Origin of the sequence: Serratia proteamaculans (genome assembly GCF_946227095.1) — a bacterium.
Taxonomy (GTDB): Bacteria; Pseudomonadota; Gammaproteobacteria; order Enterobacterales; family Enterobacteriaceae; genus Serratia; species Serratia proteamaculans_E.
In genome coordinates this window covers 37,827-56,897 of sequence record NZ_CAMISV010000006.1, presented here as the reverse complement: position 1 = coordinate 56,897, position 19,071 = coordinate 37,827, and the positions used below count along the sequence as shown (strand labels likewise).

Annotated in this window: 19 protein-coding genes and 1 tRNA gene; 10 read left to right on the top strand and 10 right to left on the bottom strand. The window is 55.8% G+C overall.

Features of this window, described 5'->3' with window-relative positions:
• Positions 1-2: 2 nt before the first annotated feature.
• Positions 3-908 carry an SPFH domain-containing protein gene (locus OC597_RS13655; RefSeq protein ID WP_017891872.1) on the bottom strand — a complete coding sequence of 302 codons (906 nt, stop codon included), beginning with the start codon at positions 906-908 and terminating at the stop codon, positions 3-5.
• Between the two features lie 241 nt (positions 909-1,149).
• Between OC597_RS13655 and cfa the strand changes: the two genes are divergently transcribed.
• The gene (cfa, locus tag OC597_RS13650) at positions 1,150-2,301 is read left to right on the top strand and encodes a cyclopropane fatty acyl phospholipid synthase (protein ID WP_262209132.1); all 1,152 of its coding nucleotides are present in this window, start codon (positions 1,150-1,152) and stop codon (positions 2,299-2,301) included.
• 40 nt (positions 2,302-2,341) lie between these two features.
• Here the strand turns inward: cfa and OC597_RS13645 are convergent, their stop codons facing one another.
• From OC597_RS13645 to tesA, 3 genes are all read right to left on the bottom strand, one after another.
• Complete coding sequence (locus OC597_RS13645) at positions 2,342-3,196, bottom strand: co-chaperone YbbN (RefSeq protein ID WP_099065342.1); 855 nt, start codon at positions 3,194-3,196, stop codon at positions 2,342-2,344.
• A 79-nt stretch (positions 3,197-3,275) separates the two neighbouring features.
• Positions 3,276-4,052 (bottom strand): SDR family oxidoreductase, encoded by a 777-nt coding sequence (locus tag OC597_RS13640; RefSeq protein ID WP_112347652.1) that lies wholly within the window; start codon positions 4,050-4,052, stop codon positions 3,276-3,278.
• 25 nt (positions 4,053-4,077) lie between these two features.
• Positions 4,078-4,716: a multifunctional acyl-CoA thioesterase I/protease I/lysophospholipase L1 gene (gene tesA / locus OC597_RS13635; RefSeq protein ID WP_165366381.1), complete on the bottom strand. Its 639-nt coding sequence runs from the start codon at positions 4,714-4,716 to the stop codon at positions 4,078-4,080.
• On the opposite strand from tesA, the gene ybbA reads away from it, so the two are divergent.
• From ybbA to galE, 4 genes are all read left to right on the top strand, one after another.
• Positions 4,687-5,373, top strand: coding sequence for a putative ABC transporter ATP-binding protein YbbA (gene ybbA, locus OC597_RS13630; RefSeq protein ID WP_099065340.1), 687 nt, complete (start codon positions 4,687-4,689; stop codon positions 5,371-5,373). The genes tesA and ybbA overlap by 30 nt on opposite strands.
• Positions 5,370-7,802: a putative ABC transporter permease subunit YbbP gene (ybbP, locus tag OC597_RS13625; protein WP_261251741.1), complete on the top strand. Its 2,433-nt coding sequence runs from the start codon at positions 5,370-5,372 to the stop codon at positions 7,800-7,802. The genes ybbA and ybbP overlap by 4 nt, the downstream gene beginning before the upstream one ends.
• 438 nt (positions 7,803-8,240) lie before the next feature.
• Positions 8,241-9,629: a sugar porter family MFS transporter gene (locus OC597_RS13620; protein WP_261253775.1), complete on the top strand. Its 1,389-nt coding sequence runs from the start codon at positions 8,241-8,243 to the stop codon at positions 9,627-9,629.
• 76 nt (positions 9,630-9,705) lie between these two features.
• On the top strand, positions 9,706-10,722 hold the full coding sequence (gene galE, locus OC597_RS13615; protein WP_262209128.1) for a UDP-glucose 4-epimerase GalE: 1,017 nt from the start codon (positions 9,706-9,708) through the stop codon (positions 10,720-10,722).
• Between the two features lie 70 nt (positions 10,723-10,792).
• Here the strand turns inward: galE and purK are convergent, their stop codons facing one another.
• The 4 genes from purK to ppiB form a co-directional block, all read right to left on the bottom strand.
• Positions 10,793-11,860, bottom strand: a complete 1,068-nt coding sequence (gene purK / locus OC597_RS13610; RefSeq protein ID WP_261251743.1) for a 5-(carboxyamino)imidazole ribonucleotide synthase — start codon at positions 11,858-11,860, stop codon at positions 10,793-10,795.
• Positions 11,857-12,381 (bottom strand): 5-(carboxyamino)imidazole ribonucleotide mutase, encoded by a 525-nt coding sequence (purE, locus tag OC597_RS13605; RefSeq protein WP_085115521.1) that lies wholly within the window; start codon positions 12,379-12,381, stop codon positions 11,857-11,859. Before purE ends, purK begins: the two co-directional genes overlap by 4 nt.
• A 166-nt stretch (positions 12,382-12,547) precedes the next feature.
• Positions 12,548-13,270, bottom strand: a complete 723-nt coding sequence (locus OC597_RS13600; RefSeq protein ID WP_262209126.1) for a UDP-2,3-diacylglucosamine diphosphatase — start codon at positions 13,268-13,270, stop codon at positions 12,548-12,550.
• A 10-nt stretch (positions 13,271-13,280) separates the two neighbouring features.
• Complete coding sequence (gene ppiB / locus OC597_RS13595; RefSeq protein WP_085115523.1) at positions 13,281-13,775, bottom strand: peptidylprolyl isomerase B; 495 nt, start codon at positions 13,773-13,775, stop codon at positions 13,281-13,283.
• Positions 13,776-14,077: 302 nt separating this feature from the next.
• Between ppiB and cysS the strand changes: the two genes are divergently transcribed.
• Positions 14,078-15,463 carry a cysteine--tRNA ligase gene (gene cysS, locus OC597_RS13590; RefSeq protein ID WP_261463028.1) on the top strand — a complete coding sequence of 462 codons (1,386 nt, stop codon included), beginning with the start codon at positions 14,078-14,080 and terminating at the stop codon, positions 15,461-15,463.
• A 69-nt stretch (positions 15,464-15,532) separates the two neighbouring features.
• Here the strand turns inward: cysS and ybcJ are convergent, their stop codons facing one another.
• Together ybcJ and folD are read right to left on the bottom strand one after the other, a co-directional pair.
• A complete protein-coding gene (gene ybcJ / locus OC597_RS13585) occupies positions 15,533-15,745 on the bottom strand; it encodes a ribosome-associated protein YbcJ (RefSeq protein WP_085115525.1) in 213 nt (70 codons plus the stop codon).
• A gap of 10 nt (positions 15,746-15,755) precedes the next feature.
• A complete protein-coding gene (gene folD, locus OC597_RS13580) occupies positions 15,756-16,622 on the bottom strand; it encodes a bifunctional methylenetetrahydrofolate dehydrogenase/methenyltetrahydrofolate cyclohydrolase FolD (RefSeq protein ID WP_262209124.1) in 867 nt (288 codons plus the stop codon).
• 174 nt (positions 16,623-16,796) lie between these two features.
• On the opposite strand from folD, the gene OC597_RS13575 reads away from it, so the two are divergent.
• From OC597_RS13575 to OC597_RS13560, 4 genes are all read left to right on the top strand, one after another.
• The gene (locus tag OC597_RS13575) at positions 16,797-17,063 is read left to right on the top strand and encodes a hypothetical protein (protein ID WP_261251747.1); all 267 of its coding nucleotides are present in this window, start codon (positions 16,797-16,799) and stop codon (positions 17,061-17,063) included.
• Positions 17,060-17,356 (top strand): hypothetical protein, encoded by a 297-nt coding sequence (locus OC597_RS13570; RefSeq protein WP_262209122.1) that lies wholly within the window; start codon positions 17,060-17,062, stop codon positions 17,354-17,356. Before OC597_RS13575 ends, OC597_RS13570 begins: the two co-directional genes overlap by 4 nt.
• Before the next feature lie 145 nt (positions 17,357-17,501).
• Positions 17,502-17,578, top strand: a tRNA-Arg gene (locus OC597_RS13565).
• A 195-nt stretch (positions 17,579-17,773) separates the two neighbouring features.
• Positions 17,774-18,988, top strand: coding sequence for a tyrosine-type recombinase/integrase (locus OC597_RS13560; protein WP_261142144.1), 1,215 nt, complete (start codon positions 17,774-17,776; stop codon positions 18,986-18,988).
• Positions 18,989-19,071: the final 83 nt, after the last annotated feature.

The following is a 19,071-nucleotide window of genomic DNA, read 5'->3' as shown; positions in this document are numbered from 1 at the left end:
GATTACTTGCCTTTGTTGTCTTTCAACAGTTCGGCAATGCCACCAATTGAACCTAGCAGGCTGCTGGCGTCCAGCGGCATCATGATGACTTTACTGTTGTTGGCGGAGCCGATTTTCTGCAGCGCATCGGTGTATTTCTGTGCCACAAAGTAGTTCACTGCCTGGATATTGCCGCTGGCGATAGCATCGGACACCAGTTGAGTGGCTCGCGCCTCTGCTTCAGCGGCACGCTCACGGGCTTCTGCCTGCAGGAACGCCGACTGACGTTCACCCTCTGCCTTGAGGATTTGCGACTGTTTGTCACCTTCGGCACGCAGGATGGCAGCCTGACGCACGCCTTCGGCCTCCAGAATATCGGCACGCTTGGTTCGCTCGGCCTTCATCTGGGCGTTCATTGCCGAGATTAATTCTGCTGGCGGACGCACGTCTCGGATCTCAATGCGGGTGATTTTAATGCCCCACGGATTGGTGGCTTCGTCGACGATATGCAGCAGGCGACTGTTGATGCTGTCACGTTGCGAGAGGATTTCGTCCAGCTCCATGGAACCGAGCACGGTACGGAAGTTGGTCATGGTCAGGTTGACGATCGCCAGCTCAAGATTACTCACTTCATAAGCGGCACGCGCCGGATCGACCACCTGGATAAAACACACCGCATCGATGGCCACGTTGGCGTTATCGCGCGAGATGATTTCCTGTGAAGGGATATCCAGCACCTGCTCCATCATATTAATTTTTCTGCCGATGCGGTCCATAAACGGCACCACCAGGTTTAAACCGGGCATCAGCGTTTTGGTGTAGCGGCCGAAGCGTTCCACCGTCCATTGGAACCCTTGCGGAACAATTTTGACGCCGGCGAAAACGATGATCAGTGCGACGACAATCACGATGGGAATAAGGGTGAACATGGCAAACCTCCTGTCAGACATATGTAAACAGATATTACGCCAGCCGCAGTGTAAAGACTAATAAATCAGGGGCACTGGGCCATTAACATTCCAAATTGGCATGTTTCCAATAATTTTAATTCATTTCATGACGTTGTCCGTCTTGGCTACAGTAAAAAGCATTGCCGCTTTTCACTTCGAATATTTGTCATTTTTATTTGCGACTATGCTTTTTGAAATGACATCAGTGCCAAGGATTGTTATGGACTCAATCAGTGTTGATGAACTCGCCCCAAAAAAAGATCGTTGGTATCGCATTGTGGAGGAATTACTGTCCGCTGCCGGTATCGTCATCAATGGTAACCGTGCCTGCGATATCAAGGTGCATAACCCGGCGCTGTTTAAACGCATTTTGCAGGAAGGTTCGCTTGGGTTCGGCGAAAGTTACATGGACGGCTGGTGGGACTGCGATCGGCTGGATGGGTTATTCACCCGCATTTTACAGGCCGGTGTCGATGAGCGCTTGCCAAAAAATCTGAGCGACATTGCGCGCATTGCCTATACCCGGTTGTTCAACCTGCAGTCACGCAAACGTGCCTGGCAGGTGGGCAAAGAGCATTATGACATTGGCAACGATCTGTTCCGCGCGATGCTCGATCCCTATATGCAATATTCCTGTGGTTACTGGAAGGAGGCCGAAACGCTGGAACAGGCGCAGTTGGCCAAGCTGAAAATGATCTGCGAAAAGCTGCAGTTAAAACCGGGTATGTCGTTGTTGGATATCGGCTGCGGCTGGGGTGGACTGGCGCAGTATGCGGCGGAAAACTATGGGGTCTCGGTGTACGGTGTGACCATTTCCGCCGAACAGCAAAAACTGGCGCAGGAGCGTTGTGCCGGTCTTGAGGTCGAGATTCTGCTGCAGGACTATCGTGATTTGAATCTGCAATTTGACCGCATCGTTTCCGTTGGGATGTTTGAACACGTGGGGCCAAAAAACTACGACACTTATTTCCGTGTTGCCGCGCGTAATCTTAAACCCGATGGCCTGTTCCTGCTGCACACCATTGGTGCCAATCTGACCAATCTTCACGTTGATGCCTGGATAGACAAGTACATCTTCCCCAATGGCTGCCTGCCTTCAGTGCGTCATATCTCCGAGGCCAGCGAAGGGCGTTTTGTGATGGAGGATTGGCACAATATCGGTGCCGATTACGATCGCACGCTGATGGCCTGGTATGAGAATTTCAAACAGGCCTGGCCGATGCTGTCCGAGGGCTATTCTGAACGTTTTGAACGGATGTTTACCTATTACCTGAACGCCTGTGCTGGCGCATTCCGTTCGCGTGATATTCAGCTCTGGCAGGTGTTGTTCAGCCCGAAAGGCGTTGAAGGCGGGGTGCGGGTTTACCGCTGAGAAGGGACGGGGCACAGCGGAAGCACTGCGCCCCAAACCATCAGTACAACAGTGAATACAGCTGACGACGGTACTTGGCGGCCAGCGCATCGCCGGTGCCCAGTGCGGCCAGAATATCCATCAGTGTTTTACGCGCGCTGCCGTTGGCGGCGGCGAGATCTTTCTTCAGATGCCCGATCAACAACTCCAGCGCTTCTTCATTACGCCCAACCTGATGCAGTTGCAGCGCCAGTTGCACGGCCAAGTCGACGTTTTCCGGCTGCTGCTCCACCTGCTGTTGCAACAGCTGAATTTCCGGCGTGTCAGCGGCCTGTTTCAGCAGTTCAATTTGCGCCACCAGGCCCTGATAGCGGGTATCCCGATCCTGTAACGGAATGGTCGCCAGTACGGCTTCGGCATCTTCAGTGCGGTTCAGCGCGATCTGGGTTTCCGCCAGTGTCAGGCCGATATCACTGCGTTGCTGGCTGGCTTGCCAGGCGTCTTTCAACAGGGGCAGCGCCTCTGCGGCTTTGTCTTCGGCCAGCAGTTCGGTCGCCTGCGCCAGTTTCAGATCTTCTTCCTTCGGCAGGAAACGCTGCAGGAACTCACGGATCATTTCTTCCGGCTGTGGGCCCTGGAAACCGTCGACGGGCTGACCATCTTTGAACAGATACACGGTAGGCAGCGAGCGCAAGCCGAACTGGGCAGCGATGGCCTGTTCGGCGTCACAATCGACCTTTGCCAGCAGGAACTGACCGGCATATTCCGCCGCCAGCTTATCGAGTATCGGGGTGAGTTGCAGACAGTGCTGGCTGCGATCCGACCAGAAGTAGAACACCACCGGCATGGACATTGACTGTTCCAGCGTCTGGTGCAGGTTTGTTTCGTTAATATCAACAACAGCTTGAGCTAGCATGTAATTTTCTCTCTGATCTTGCGGAGCCATTGGCTTTTAGATGGGGGCGGAGCAGCATTCTTCAACCCCGGCGGCCAAATTAACCGTTGCTGCGTAACACCCAGTCCAGGCAGCGGCCGGGCAGGATGCGGCGTAAGACGCTCAACGCGTGCGCCAGCAGGGTCACCGGGTAACGCAGTTTGGCCCTTGGGCTTTCCAGCGCGTGGCGCAGTTTGGGTAAAATGGCCTCTGGCGGCAGCGTCAGACGCTTGGCAATGCCGGGGTTATGCACCGGTTTATCGCTCTGCGCCTGATTGACGTTCTGGGTAAAGTGGGTGGAGATCGGACCGGGTTCAATCAGGCTGACTTGAACGCCGGTGCCGTGCAGCTCCATTCGCAGCGCGTCGGACCAGGCTTCCAGCGCAAACTTGCTGGCGGCATAGGCACCACGTCCGGCACTGGACACCAGCCCCATCACCGAACTGGTCTGAATAATGCGCCCTTCACCGTGCGGTAACATCGCCGGCAATAACAGTTGGGTTAATTGGTGGGTACCGAACAGGTTGGTGGCGAACTGCCGTTCCAACTGCTGGCGGGAAATGCTGCTCAGTGGGCCGTAAACGCCAAAACCGCCGTTATTGAACAGGCCATACAGGCGGCCTCCAGTCAGTTCGATCACCTGCGCGGCGGCACGTTCGACGCTGGCGCTGTCGTCCAGATCCAGCTCAATGCCTTCCAGCCCAAGCTGAAGCATATTCTCTACGTCCTGCGGCTTGCGACAGGCGGCCAGCACCCGGTAGCCACGGTTACGCAGATCCTGCGCGGCAATCAATCCAATCCCGCTGGAACAGCCGGTTATCAACACTGCTTTTTGCATAACTTTACCTAGTGTACAACCCTATTTAGTTAGACTCATGTTTTACTAGAGGTTCCAGGCGTTCCGCCATCCAGGTGGCGATAAACGGTTGGGCATCCTTATTGGGATGCAATCCGTCATCCTGCATCCATTCCGCTTTTACCACCACCTGTTCCATGTAGAACGGCAGCAGTGGAATGTCGAACTGTTTGGCCAGCTGCGGATAAATCGCGCTGAAGGCCTCGGTATAGCGGCGGCCATAGTTGGGGGGAATACGGATTTGCATCAGCAGCGGCTGGGCTCCGGCCTGCTGCACCAGCGTGATGATCTGGCTGAGGTCGCGCTGCAGGTCCTGCGCAGGGAAACCGCGCAGGCCATCGTTGGCACCCAGTTCAATCAGTACCCAGCGTGGCTGGTGTTGTTTCAGCAACTCGGGCAGGCGTGCCAGCCCCTGTGCGGCGGTGTCGCCGCTGATACTGGCGTTGACCAGCTGCGGTTCACCCGGTTTTTTCTGCCATTGGTCGGCCAGCAGCGTCGGCCAGGCCTGCGCCACCGGCAAGCGGTAACCGGCGCTTAAACTGTCGCCTAATATCAATAAGGTATCAGCGGCGACAGCGCGTAAACTGAATAATCCCAACAGCAAAAGGAAGGGAAGATGCCAGCGGAAAACGTTCTTGAAGTTCATCATCTTAGTAAACACGTTGGTCAGGGTGAGCATCAGCTCTCCATCCTTACCGGAGTCGAGCTGGTTGTCAAACCCGCGCAGACAATTGCCCTGATTGGCGAGTCCGGTTCGGGCAAGTCAACGCTGCTGGGGATCCTCGCCGGGCTGGACGACGGCAGTGAAGGGGAGGTGCATTTGTTGGGCGAGTCACTGACCGCGCTGGATGAAGAGGGCCGTGCCGCCCTGCGCGCCAAAAATGTCGGCTTTGTATTTCAATCATTTATGCTGGTACCGACGCTCAACGCGCTGGAAAACGTACAGTTGCCGGCGTTGCTGCGTGGTGAAAGCGATCGCCAGAGCCGCGAACAGGCAGTGCAACTGTTGGATCAACTGGGGTTGGGCAAGCGTCTTGACCACTTGCCGGCACAGCTTTCCGGCGGTGAGCAACAGCGTGTAGCGCTGGCACGGGCGTTCAGTGGCCGACCACGGGTGCTGTTTGCCGATGAGCCCACCGGCAATCTCGATCGCCAGACCGGCGAACGTATCGCCGATTTGCTGTTTTCCCTCAACCGCGATTTCTCCACCACGCTCATTCTGGTCACCCATGACGAAACCCTGGCGGCACGCTGCCAGCGGCGGCTGCGCCTACGTGAAGGCAAGCTGTGGGAGGAAGCATGATCTGGCGTTGGTTTTGGCGCGAGTGGCGTTCGCCGTCACTGCTGATCGTCTGGCTGGCGCTGACGCTATCGATGGCCTGCGTGCTGGCCTTGGGCAGCATCAGCGACCGTATGGACAAAGGCCTGAGTCAGCAGAGCCGCGATTTTATTGCCGGTGATCGGGTGCTGCGCAGCGCCCGGCCGGTACCGGAAGGCTGGCTGCTGGACGCACAGCAACAGGGGCTGAAAGTCAGCCGACAGCTGTCGTTTACCACCATGACCTATGCCGGCGATCGGCCCCAGTTGGCGGATGTAAAAGCCACCGATCTGGCCTATCCGCTGTACGGCAAGCTGGAGACTCGCCCGGCTAACGTCAAACTGGATCCGGGGAGCGTGCTGGTGGCACCACGCCTGCTGGCGCTGTTGAACGTGAAGGTGGGGGATCAACTGGACGTGGGCGATACCCGCTTACGCATCGCCGGAGAAATCATTCAGGAGCCGGATTCCGGCTTCAACCCGTTCCAGACGGCACCGCGCATCATGATCAATCTGGTGGATGTGGACAAAACCGGGGCGGTACAGCCGGGCAGTCGCCTGACTTACCGTTATATGTTTGCCGGGACCCCGGAGGATATCCAGCGTTACGAAGCTCGCCTGACGCCGCAGCTGGGGCCTGACCAGCGCTGGTTTGGGCTGCAGGAGTCCGGCAGCGCCCTGGGGAAATCCCTGCAGCGCTCTCAGCAGTTCCTGTTGTTGTCGGCGCTGTTGACTCTGCTGCTGTCGATTGCCGCCGTGGCGGTGGCGATGAGCCACTATTGCCGCAGCCGTTACGACCTGATCGCGGTGCTGAAAACCCTGGGGGCCGGTCGCAGCGCGTTGCGAAAGTTGATCGTCGGCCAGTGGTTGGCGGTGATCCTGCTGGCGGCGGTGTGTGGTGGCATTATCGGGCTGGGGTTTGAAGCGGTATTGATTAGGCTGTTGGCACCGGTACTGCCGGCGGAATTGCCTGCTGCCGGTGCCTGGCCGTGGCTGTGGGCGATAGGCGCATTGCTGATGATTTCGCTGCTGGTGGGGCTGCGGCCATACCGGCAGTTACTGGCGACCCAGCCACTGCGGGTACTGCGTCGTGACGTGGTGGCCAACGTCTGGCCGCTACGCTATTTTCTGCCGGTGACGGCGGTGATAGTGGTGGCGTTGCTGACTGCACTGATGGGGGCCAGCACGCTGCTGTGGTCGATCCTCGCCGGTATTCTGGTGCTGGCGCTGCTGTTGGGCGGTATCGGTTGGGGCAGCCTGCTGTTGCTGCGCCGTATTACGCTTAAAAACCTGGCGCTGCGGCTGGCGGTTAATCGTCTGCTGCATCAGCCCTGGGTCACTGTCAGCCAACTGGCGGCGTTCTCGCTGTCATTTATGCTGTTGGCGTTATTATTGGTGCTGCGTGGCGATCTGCTCGAGCGCTGGCAGCAGCAGTTACCGCCGGACAGCCCGAACTACTTCCTGCTGAACCTGACCGAAGCGCAGGTGCCTCAGGTGAAAACCTTCCTGCAACAGCATCAAATCAAGCCGGAAACTTATTACCCGATTGTCCGCGTACGCCTGACCGAGATTAACCAGCAGGTGGCGACCGAGCGGGTGCATGAGGACGATCCGGGTGGCGAGGCGGTGAATCGTGAGCTGAACCTGACCTGGCTGGCAGATCTGCCAGCGCACAATCCGCTGCTGGCCGGTAGTTGGCCGCCGAAAGTCGGCGAGGTGTCGATGGATCAGGGCATTGCCGGGCGGCTCAAGATCAAACTGGGTGATACGCTGACCTTCAGCGGCGATACTCAGTCGTTCAGCGCCAAGGTCACCAGCCTGCGTCAGGTGGATTGGGAAAGCCTGAAGCCGAACTTTTACTTCATCTTCCCGCCGGGTGCGCTGGACGGCCAACCGCAAACCTGGCTCACCAGTTTCCGCTACGACGGGGATGGTCAGATGCTGACTCAGCTTAATCGTCAGTTCCCGACGCTCAGCCTGCTGGACATCGGCTCGATCCTCAAACAGGTGGGTGGTGTACTGCAGCAGGTGAGTCGCGCACTGGAAGTGATGGTGGTGCTGGTGGTGCTCTGTGGCGGCCTGTTGCTGATGGCGCAGGTGCAGGTGGGTATGCGTCAGCGGCGTCAGGAATTGGTGGTGTATCGCACGCTGGGTGCCAGCAAGCGCCTGTTGCGCAGCACGCTGTGGTGTGAGTTTGCCCTGCTGGGGCTGGTGGCGGGCATTGCCGCTGCGGTGGGCGCGGAAGCGGCGCTGTGGTTGCTGCAGAGCCAGGTGTTTGACTTCCCATGGGCGCCCACGCCGGTACTGTGGTGGGCACTGCCGTTACTCAGCGCGCTGTTGTTGTCACTGTGTGGCGGTTGGCTGGGCGTGCGGTTGCTGCGCGGGCAGGCGCTGTTCCGTAGCTACGAGGGTTAACTCAACGTGATACCAGACCGGCCCGGGTGACAGGGCCGGTCATAACCACAATAAGTACTGCCACCCACGCGTTCCAGTTCCTCGCTTACACCCCGTATTTATCCCCAACTCCAGCTCTTTCGGCCAGGGTACTTCGACGTTCAGAGTGTGAAATCGGTTACACTTAATGTTCGATTTACTAAAACGGATATCAAAAATGAGGGTAAAGGGATGTTACCAATATCGTCATTTTAACTCCACGATCTGGTAAATTGTCACATTAAATCAATATAGTTAAGTCTGTGCAGGGTTGTGATTTGTCTTTTTTAGTGATTATTAAATTATGTAATCGTTTCCACTAATGTGATCGCACTCACTTCTCTCCGGCGGATTGCCTCCTATCATAACGGCAACTTAAGAACGTTATCGATTGGAGGCAGTATGAGTACTACCGTCAACATGTCGGCGGCTGAAAAAAGCCAAAGCAATGCAGGTATGACTTTTTTCGTCTGTTTTTTAGCCGCACTGGCCGGGCTGCTGTTTGGTCTGGATATCGGCGTCATTGCGGGGGCTCTGCCGTTTATCACTGATTCGTTTCATATGACCAGTTCCCAGCAGGAGTGGGTGGTCAGCTCAATGATGTTTGGGGCCGCGGTCGGTGCCGTGGGCAGCGGTTGGATGAACTTCCGTATCGGGCGTAAATACAGCCTGATGATTGGCGCAGTGCTGTTCGTGTTGGGCTCGTTGTGCTCAGCGGCGGCGCCTAACGTTGAAGTCTTGCTGCTGTCCCGCATTCTGCTCGGGCTGGCGGTGGGGGTCGCATCCTATACGGCGCCCATTTATCTGTCTGAAATCGCGCCGGAAAAAATTCGCGGCAGCATGATTTCGATGTATCAGCTGATGATTACCATCGGCATTCTGGCGGCCTACCTGTCGGATACCGCATTCAGTTACACCGGCGCCTGGCGTTGGATGCTGGGGGTGATCACCATTCCAGCCATCCTGCTGCTGGTCGGGGTGTTTTTCCTGCCGGATAGCCCACGCTGGCTGGCTTCGCGTAACCGTCATGAACAGGCGCGTCAGGTGTTGGAGAAACTGCGTGACAGCAGTGCTCAGGCGCAGCATGAACTGAACGAAATTCGTGAAAGCCTCAAGCTGAAACAAAGCGGCTGGTCACTGTTTAAAGACAATAAAAACTTCCGCCGTGCCGTTTTTCTCGGCGTCCTGCTGCAGGTGATGCAACAGTTCACCGGCATGAACGTTATCATGTATTACGCGCCGAAGATCTTTGGTCTGGCGGGCTTTGCCAGTACCGCCCAGCAGATGTGGGGGACGGTGATTGTGGGTTTGGTCAACGTACTGGCCACCTTTATCGCCATTGGCCTGGTTGACCGCTGGGGCCGCAAACCGACGCTGACGCTGGGCTTTATCGTCATGGCAGTGGGCATGGGGGCGCTGGGGACGATGATGCATGTGGGGATGAATTCACCGACCGAGCAATACTTCGCCATTATCATGCTGCTGATGTTTATTGTCGGTTTCGCCATGAGTGCCGGCCCACTGATTTGGGTGCTGTGTTCCGAGATCCAACCGCTGAAAGGCCGTGACTTTGGCATCACCTGTTCCACCGCCACCAACTGGATCGCCAATATGATCGTCGGGGCAACCTTCCTGACCATGCTGAATTCGCTGGGCAGCGCTTACACCTTCTGGGTCTACGCGGCGCTCAACCTGGTATTTATCTTCATCACGCTGGCGTTGATCCCGGAAACGAAAAATATCTCTCTGGAACATATCGAACGCAATCTGATGGCCGGCAAACCGTTACGCAACATTGGCTCACGCTGAGCGGTTAACCAGGCACACGAGACCCGCTGATACGGCGGGTTTTCGCTCCTGATACTGAATAAGGGGAAGTGAAGTTATGACTATTCTGGTAACCGGCGGCGCGGGCTACATTGGTTCACATACGGTACTGGCGCTGCTGGAACGTGGTGAAGATGTGGTGGTGCTGGATAATTTGGTCAATGCGTCCGAAGAGTCTTTACGGCGCGTGGAACAACTGACGGGCAAAGCCGCGACGTTCTATCAGGGAGATGTGCAGGATGCCGGTTGCCTGAAGCGCATCTTTGAGGAAAACGAAGTTGCCTCGGTGATCCACTTTGCCGGTCTTAAGGCGGTGGGGGAATCCACCCAAAAACCGCTGGAGTATTATCAGAACAACGTGGCGGGGACGCTGGTGTTGCTGGAGGCGATGCGCGAGGCGGGAGTCCATCAGTTTATCTTCAGCTCCTCCGCCACGGTGTACGGAGAACATGCCCCGGTGCCTTACCGGGAAGATATGCCGATCGGTGGCACCACCAGCCCCTATGGCACTTCCAAATGGATGGTCGAACAGATCCTGCAGGATTTTGCCAGGGCCGAACCGGCGTTTTCGATTATCGCGCTGCGCTACTTTAATCCGGTGGGTGCCCACGAGTCTGGCCTGATTGGCGAAGATCCGAGCGGCATCCCCAATAACCTGCTGCCTTATATTGCACAGGTGGCGATAGGCCAGCGGGAAAGCCTGAGTGTGTTCGGCGGCGACTACCCAACCAAAGACGGCACGGGCGTGCGTGATTATATTCACGTGATGGACGTGGCGCAGGGCCATTTGGCGGCGATGGATCATTTAGCGCAGATCGCCGGTTTTAAAGCTTATAACCTGGGTTCTGGGGTTGGCTATTCGGTGCTGGAAATGGTGCAGGCGTTTGAAAAAGCCTCGGGCGTTGCCATTCCTTATCAGATCCTACCGCGCCGCGCAGGTGACTTGCCTGCCTTCTGGGCCGATGCCGGGCTGGCGAAACAGGAACTGGGTTGGCAGGTGCAACGCGGGCTTGACGTGATGATGCGCGATACCTGGAACTGGCAGAGTAAAAATCCGCAGGGCTATCGCCGCTAGCTTTTCATCGGCAATAAAAAAGGGTTCAGCTCTATGAGTTGAACCCTTTGTTTTTGGCGCGGCGTAACGCTTAAGCCAGCTTTTGCTGAGCCCAGGCCAGACCGCTTTGGTATTCGGTTGGTAGCAAAGGTGCCAATGCCTGTAACGTCTGTTGCAATGCCGCGGCGTCAGGATCGTTCAGGTTCAGGTGCCCGACCTTGCGACCTTCACGCACCTCTTTCTCGTACCAGTGCAGATGTACCAGCGGCAACGCCAGCCATTGAGGATCCACTGCGGTGCCAATCAGGTTGACCATTACCGACGGGGTGCTCACTACCGGTTTCGGCAGCGGCAGGGCGAGAATGGCGCGCAGGTGCAGTTCGAACTGGCTGATGGACGCGCCGTTCTGCGTCCAGTGACCGCTGTTGTGCACCCGGGGAGCCAGCTCGTTAATCAACAGACGATTGCCAACGATAAAGCACTCCATCGCCATCACGCCGACGTAGTTTAGCTCATCAAGGATGGCCGTCAGCATTTGCTCCGCCTGCTGTTGCAGCGCAGGGTTGGGCTGCGGTAACGCCACGCTGGTGCGCAGAATGCCTTCTTCATGCAGGTTATGGGTCAGCGGATAGAACACCGATTGGCCATCATGCCCGCGAGCACCAACCAGCGAGACCTCACCGGAGAAGTTAATGCCCTGCTCAACGATACATTCACCATAGGCATCGGCCGGCAGTTCGGCTTCCTGGCCTGGACGCAGACGCCATTGGCCACGGCCGTCATACCCGCCAACACGGCGTTTAACGATCGCCAGTTCGCCAAGGGCAGCAAACACCTGTGGCCATTCGGCGGTATCGGCCAGCAACTGCCACGGTGCCGTAGCCAGGCCAAGCTGATCGAGCAACTGTTTTTGCGTCAGGCGGTCCGCCAGACGTGGGAAGATATCGCGGTTGACGAAGCTGTTATGGGTCGCCAGTTCGCGCGTCAGCGCGGTTTCCGGCCAGCGTTCGATTTCAGCGGTGATCACGCTGTTCTGGTAGGGCACGGCTTCCGGTTCGGCGTCGAGGCCAACCGGGTACACGGCGATGCCCAGCGGCTCACCGGCCTGGCGCAGCATGCGCCCTAACTGGCCGTTGCCCAGTACGCAAACCGGCTTCATGCTTCCTCCCGCGGATCCGGGTTATTCAGCACGTCGTCAGTCTGTGCCTGACGCCAGTCGGCCAGGCGTTGTGCCAGCGCGGTGTCGTGCAGCGCCAGAATTTGTGCCGCCAGCAGTGCAGCATTGGCCGCACCGGCTTTGCCGATCGCCAGAGTACCGACGGGAATGCCACGCGGCATTTGCACGATCGAATACAGGCTGTCTACACCGCTCAGTGCGGCGCTTTGGACCGGAACACCCAGCACCGGAACCAGCGTTTTCGCCGCCAGCATGCCTGGCAGGTGCGCAGCACCGCCCGCACCGGCAATGATCACGTCAAAACCGTTTGCCGTCGCCTGTTCGGCGAAGCTGAACAGCTTGTCTGGCGTGCGATGAGCGGAAACGACTTCGACATGGAACGGGACATTGAGCGAGGTCAGGACGTCGGCCGCAAACTGCATGGTGGCCCAGTCACTTTTCGATCCCATTACAATTGCGATTTTAACCCCAGCGTGGGTGGCTGAAGCGGCGTTGGCTCCCATGGGTGTAAGGCTCCTGTGATTGTACAAACGACGGCCGGTTGCCTGCGGCGGGAGGCCGAATGAGGGCGTAGAGCATACCATGAGCGCACGGCGAGGAAAACGGTTGCGTCGCCGGTTTTCATCGTCAAAAGGGTGAATTTTTTTACCTGTGCGACAAGTCAGGAACTTAGAACGGGAACTGGATCAGTTCGACGGCGTCGACGCTGACTTTGATCATCGAGCCTTCGACGTGCCAGGCACCCAGCACCACGCGGTGGGCCTTGCCGTTGCTCAACGTCAATTCATGTACCGCCGGACGGTGAGTGTGGCCGTGGATCATCCAGTGAACCTGGTGGCGCAACATCGCCTGCTCAACCGCTTGTGGGTTGACGTCCATAATCGATTCCGACTTGTACTGGTTGCTCTGCTGGCTGCGGGCCCGCATTTTGGCAGCGATCTTCAGGCGCCAGCGTAGCGGCATTGCCAGAAACAGTTTTTGGATCAGGGGATTATGCACTTTACGACGGAACTGTTGGTAGGCCTGATCGTCGGTACACAGAGTGTCGCCATGCAGGATCAGGATTCTTCGCCCATACAGATCCAGCACTTTTTCTTCCGGCAGCAGTTGCATGCCGCTGGCGCGGGCAAAGCGTTTGCCGACCAGAAAATCACGGTTGCCGTGGATAAAGTAGCAGGGGACGCCAGTCTGTTGCAGCGCCTTCAGGGCCGCGGCGATTTCGCCGTGCAGCGGCTCGGGATCGTCGTCGCCGATCCAGGCTTCAAACAGGTCGCCAAGAATGTACAGGGCGTCGGCGTGGGGAGCATCTTGCTGCAAAAAACGCAGAAAACCGGCAGTGATTGCCGGTTCCTGTGCGCTTAAATGCAGATCTGCGATGAACAGCGTGTTCATGCAGCCGCGATTACTCGCTGACGGTAACGCTAGTGACGATCACGTCTTCTACCGGTACGTCCTGGTGCATGCCGCTACGGCCAGTTTTCACCGCTTTGATCTTGTTAACCACGTCCATGCCTTCAGACACTTCAGCAAATACGCAGTAGCCCCAGCCCTGCGCGTTTTCGCCGCGGAAGTTCAGGAAGTCGTTGTCAGCCACGTTGATGAAGAACTGTGCGGTCGCAGAGTGTGGATCGTTGGTACGAGCCATTGCCAGGGTGCCGATGGTGTTTTTCAGACCGTTGTTGGCTTCGTTCTTGATGGTCGCTTTGGTGTCTTTCTGGGTCATGCCAGGTTCGAAACCGCCGCCCTGAACCATAAAGCCATTGATAACACGGTGGAAAATGGTGTTATCGTAGAAACCTGCACGGCAATAGTTCAGGAAGTTTTCAACGGTAACCGGCGCTTTGTCAGCAAAGGTGTTGATAACGATATCGCCGTGATTAGTGTGGAAAGTAACCATAGTTTTAGTCCTAACAAGATGAATTGAGATGTCACAGGGATCGAGTGAACAATCAGACCGCCGTTATAACATATCTCCTTTAATCAGTCAGCAGCGGCTAAACCGCATGCCGACTGTGGTAAAACGACAGTTGTTATATTATAACGTTGAAGGCGTTCGCTGATTTCTCACTGTTTTCCACCTCTCAGCTTAGCAAACCGCGGCCTTAACCTTGCATTAGATCAGGCTTCGGGTTTCAATACGCTGCTGGGTTAATCGCCTAATTACCATTTTTGTTATCACGCACACCACGGAATGTCCCGATGCTAAAGATTTTTAATACCCTGAGTCGTCAAAAAGAGGAATTTAAACCCATTCATGCCGGTAAAGTGGGCATGTACGTGTGCGGGGTAACCATCTATGACCTGTGTCATATCGGCCACGGGCGTACCTTTGTTGCTTTCGACGTAGTGGCGCGTTATTTACGCTACCTCGGCTATTCGCTGAACTATGTGCGTAACGTGACCGACGTTGACGATAAAATTATCCGCCGCGCGACAGAGAATGGCGAAAGCTGCGATCAACTGACCACGCGCATGCTGGCAGAGATGCACGCCGATTTCGACTCCCTGCTGATTGAACGCCCGGACATCGAACCGCGAGCTACCCAGCATATTGCCGAGATCATTGAGATCACCCAGCGCCTTATCGATCGCGATCACGCTTACGTGGCCAGCAACGGCGACGTGATGTTCTCCATCGACAGCGATCCGCAATACGGCTTGTTGTCACGCCAGGATCTGGATCAGTTGCAGGCCGGTGCACGCGTAGAAATCGACGACGTGAAACGCAACCCGATGGATTTCGTACTGTGGAAAATGTCCAAGCCGGGCGAACCGAGCTGGGAATCGCCTTGGGGCGCAGGCCGTCCGGGCTGGCACATTGAATGTTCTGCCATGAACTGCAAGCAATTGGGCACTCATTTTGACATCCACGGCGGCGGTTCCGATCTGATGTTCCCGCACCACGAGAACGAGATTGCCCAGTCGAGCTGTGCGCACGACGGCCCTTACGTCAACTACTGGATGCACTCCGGTATGGTGATGATCGACAAAGAAAAAATGTCGAAATCGCTGGATAACTTCTTCACCATCCGCGACGTGCTGGGCTACTACGACGCCGAAACCGTGCGCTACTTCCTGATGTCTGGCCACTATCGTAGCCAGCTGAACTACAGCGAAGAGAACCTGAAACAGGCGCGTACAGCCCTGGAACGTCTGTACACCGCGCTGCGTGGTACCGACGCCAATGCTCAACCGGCCGGCGGCGAAGTGTTTGAAGCCCGCTTCCGTGAGGCGATGGACGATGACTTCAATACGCCGGAAGCCTACTCAGCGCTGTTTGACTTGGCGCGTGAGGTTAACCGCCTGAAGGCTGAAGATCTGACGGCAGCCAATGGGCTGGCGGCGGAACTGCGCAAGCTGGCTAAGGTGCTGGGTCTGTTACAGCAAGAGCCGGAACTGTTCCTGCAGGGCGGAGCACAGGCCGACGACGGTGAAGTGGCGGAGATCGAAGCCTTGATTAAACAGCGCAATGACGCGCGTAAAGCCAAAGATTGGGCGCTGGCGGATGCCGCGCGCGATCGGTTGAACGAGATGAACATCGTGCTGGAAGATGGCCCGCAGGGGACTACCTGGCGCCGTAAGTAATTCGCTGTAGGCTGACAAACAAAAAAGGCGCTGAGTTAACCCTCAGCGCCTTTTTCTATGGAGCACGGCTTACGGCTTAACGACAACCTTGCCGCCGTTATACTCGACTACCTGATCGGCAACGATTTTGCAGCGCTTACGCGTTTCTACTTTGCCGTTCACTTTCACCTGCCCATCGGCGATGACTTCTTTGGCGCCGCCGCCGCTTTCACACCAGCCCTGGAATTTGAGCAGGTCGCACAGTTCGACGTGCGGGTGATTATCCAGATTAAAAGTTTCCATACTGCCTTACTTATTTAGGTTGAACGTCGTGATAAACCTCGCAGGCCTGCAAGGTATTTTGAATCAGTGTAGCAACGGTCATTGGGCCAACGCCACCCGGAACCGGAGTAATGTAGGCTGCGCGCTCGCTGGCGGCTTCAAAATCTACGTCGCCGACTACTTTACCACTTTCCAGTCGGTTAATGCCGACATCCACCACGATCGCGCCCGGTTTGATCCAGTCACCTGGAATAAAGCCTGGTTTACCGACCGCGACCACCAGTAGATCGGCGTTTTCAACGTGATGACGCAGATTTTTGGTGAAACGGTGGGTCACGGTGGTGGTGCAACCGGCCAGCAGCAACTCCATGCTCATTGGGCGGCCGACGATGTTGGACGCGCCAACCACGACGGCATTCAGTCCATAGGTATCGATGTTATAACGCTCGAGCAGGGTGACGATGCCGCGCGGGGTACAGGGACGCAGTTTAGGCGAGCGCTGGCACAGGCGACCGACGTTGTACGGATGGAAACCGTCGACGTCTTTATCCGGATGAATACGTTCCAGCACTTTGACGTTATCGATGCCGGCAGGCAGCGGCAGCTGCACTAAAATACCGTCGATCTCGCCGTCGGTATTCAATTGATCGATCAGCGCCAGCAGTTCGGCCTCACTGGTGGTGGTGGGCAAATCATAGGAGCGGGAGAGGAAACCCACCTCATCACAGGCGCGGCGCTTGCTCGCGACATAAATCTGTGAGGCCGGGTTTTCGCCAACCAGCACGACTGCCAGGCCTGGCGCGCGTTTGCCGGCGGCCAGACGTTGTTTAACTTGCTCAGCCACTTCGCTTCTAACCTGCTGCGCAATCGTTTTACCATCAATAATCTTTGCTGACATCAGTGAGGAAATCCATCAATTAAGAAAAGCCGGGGATGGCGCTATTTTGTCAGAAGCGGAGCGCGCTGTCAGGCGCTGAATCGTGTTCGACGGCGTTTGCCCGGCATGATTTACGCTTTTTTTATGCCAACAGAATGATCCTCTACACCTTTTTTACCTCGAGCTACCTAAGCTGTGGCTATTCACACTGCGGTATTCGCGCCAGCCGTAGGCGCTAATGGAGCCACCATCATGATGATCATCACCCGGCTGCACCCATGGCATCAGCAGCTTGAACACTCGGTTTATCCGCCCAAACTCGTGGGCGAAACGGTGTTTGACTCGTCGATGCACCCGGCGGACGTAGCGCAGTTGATTGCGCTGCACCAACTCGCTGCGCACAAAGCGCTCCCCTCCTGGCGATCACGCCTGAGCGCGTTGTGCCGGAGGTTACACGGATGAGAAATATCGGAGGGATTGGCTTTATGCTGCTGGCGTGGGTACCTGTCGGCCATGCATCGTTAAATACTGCACCGGTTAGCGCCGCGCTTTATCAACCGTTGGCGGTTGCCTGCAACCTGTTGACTGCGGAGCATGCCGACTGGGGAAATATTAATGCTATGGTGCAATCGGCTCGCATTTGCCTGCAGCGCCCCGCGAGGCATCAGCAATCGGATCGCATTGCCGAGCTGGCCGAATCCGGGTTGGCTCAACGTGACAGCAATTTGCTGCCGGATTTAATTCAAGGTAAATGATGATGTTAACGCAATGGGCGGAGGCAGTAATGGTTGAAAAACCAGCATAAAGCACGGCCACCGCCGTAACGTCATGAAAAGGCATTGACTCAGTAACCCCTGATCGTATAATCCCACTCCGCAACTCTGGTTGCCGCATCCCAATGCGCCCTTAGCTCAGTTGGATAGAGCAACGGCCTTCTAAGCCGTAGGTCACAGGTTCGAGCCCTGTAGGGCGTACCATTTTGAAGTAAATAGACGTCAACCGACGTCTTTTTTTATGCCTGAAATTCAGTGAGTTGACTGATTTTAGCGCGTCGAAATTCTCTCGGAGTCTACCTACACCCACTGGCATCAAGTAGTATCTGTTGGTATATGTGATGGTACATCCCCGTTCAATGGAATCTTGTACCAACAGCCAGCAACGGAGAGCCTCAAATGGCATTAACCGATGTAAAGGTAAGAAGTGCAAAGCCTACCGACAAGCCTTATAAGCTTACCGATGGCGAAGGAATGCATTTAATGGTTCATCCCAATGGATCTAAATACTGGCGCTTACAGTACCGTTTTGACGGTAAACAAAAGATGTTGGCGTTGGGTATCTATCCAGAGATTTCGTTATCTGAAGCCAGACAACGCAGAGATGAAGCTAAACGGCAAGTCGCTAACGCTATTGATCCCAGTGAACAGAAAAAGGTTGAGAAACAAGCTCGCAAAGCGATGGTAGAAAACACCTTCAAAGCTATCGCTCTGGAGTGGCATGAGTACAAACGCCCTAACTGGTCGAAGGGTTACGCTGAAGACATTATGGAAGCGTTTGAAAACGATATCTTCCCGGATATCGGTAAGCGCCCAATTGCAGAGATAAAGCCACTGGAGATACTCAGCTCGCTGCGTAAACTCGAGAAGCGTGGTGTGCTAGACAAACTGCGCAAAATCCGCCAGGCCTGTAATCAGGTATTTCGTTACGCCATTGTCACTGGTCGAGCTGAAACTAACCCAGCCTCAGAGCTGGCAAGTGCGTTAACCCCACCAAAATCTGTTCATTACCCTCACCTGTTAGCAGATGACTTTCCGGCTTTCTTACAAGCTCTTGCTGCTTATTCCGGTAGCCCAATAACCCGGCTAGCGACAAAGATTCTGATGTTAACGGGCGTTCGTACTATTGAACTGCGTATGGCTGAATGGAAAGAATTTGATTTCGATAAACGTGTTTGGGAGGTCCCGGTAGAAAGGATGAAGATGCGTCGCCCGCATCTGGTGCCTTTATCGGATCAAGTTGTGTCGTCACTTCGTGAGATTCAAGTGGTGACAGGCCGTTACAACCTGGTTTTCCCTGGCCGTAACGACATCACTAAACCGATGAGTGAAGCGAGTATCAATCAGGTATTAAAAAGGATTGGTTATCACGGGAAGGCGACAGGACATGGTTTCAGGCACACGATGAGTACCATCCTGCACGAACAGGGCTATAACACGGCGTGGATCGAGTTACAGCTTGCGCATGTGGATAAGAACACCATTCGTGGCACATACAACCATGCGCAGTATCTGGAGCAGCGTAGGGAGATGTTGCAGTGGTATGGGGATTATGTGGACAACCTAGAGCTCGGTGGAAAAGTGGCTTGCGGGGAGTTTGGGTATCGTGCTTAAGTTAATTTTATTAAAAATATCAATAAAATAGATCGGCGGTACTAGCGAAAGTGCTGGCGCTGTTGGTTTCAGCAGCCTCTTGT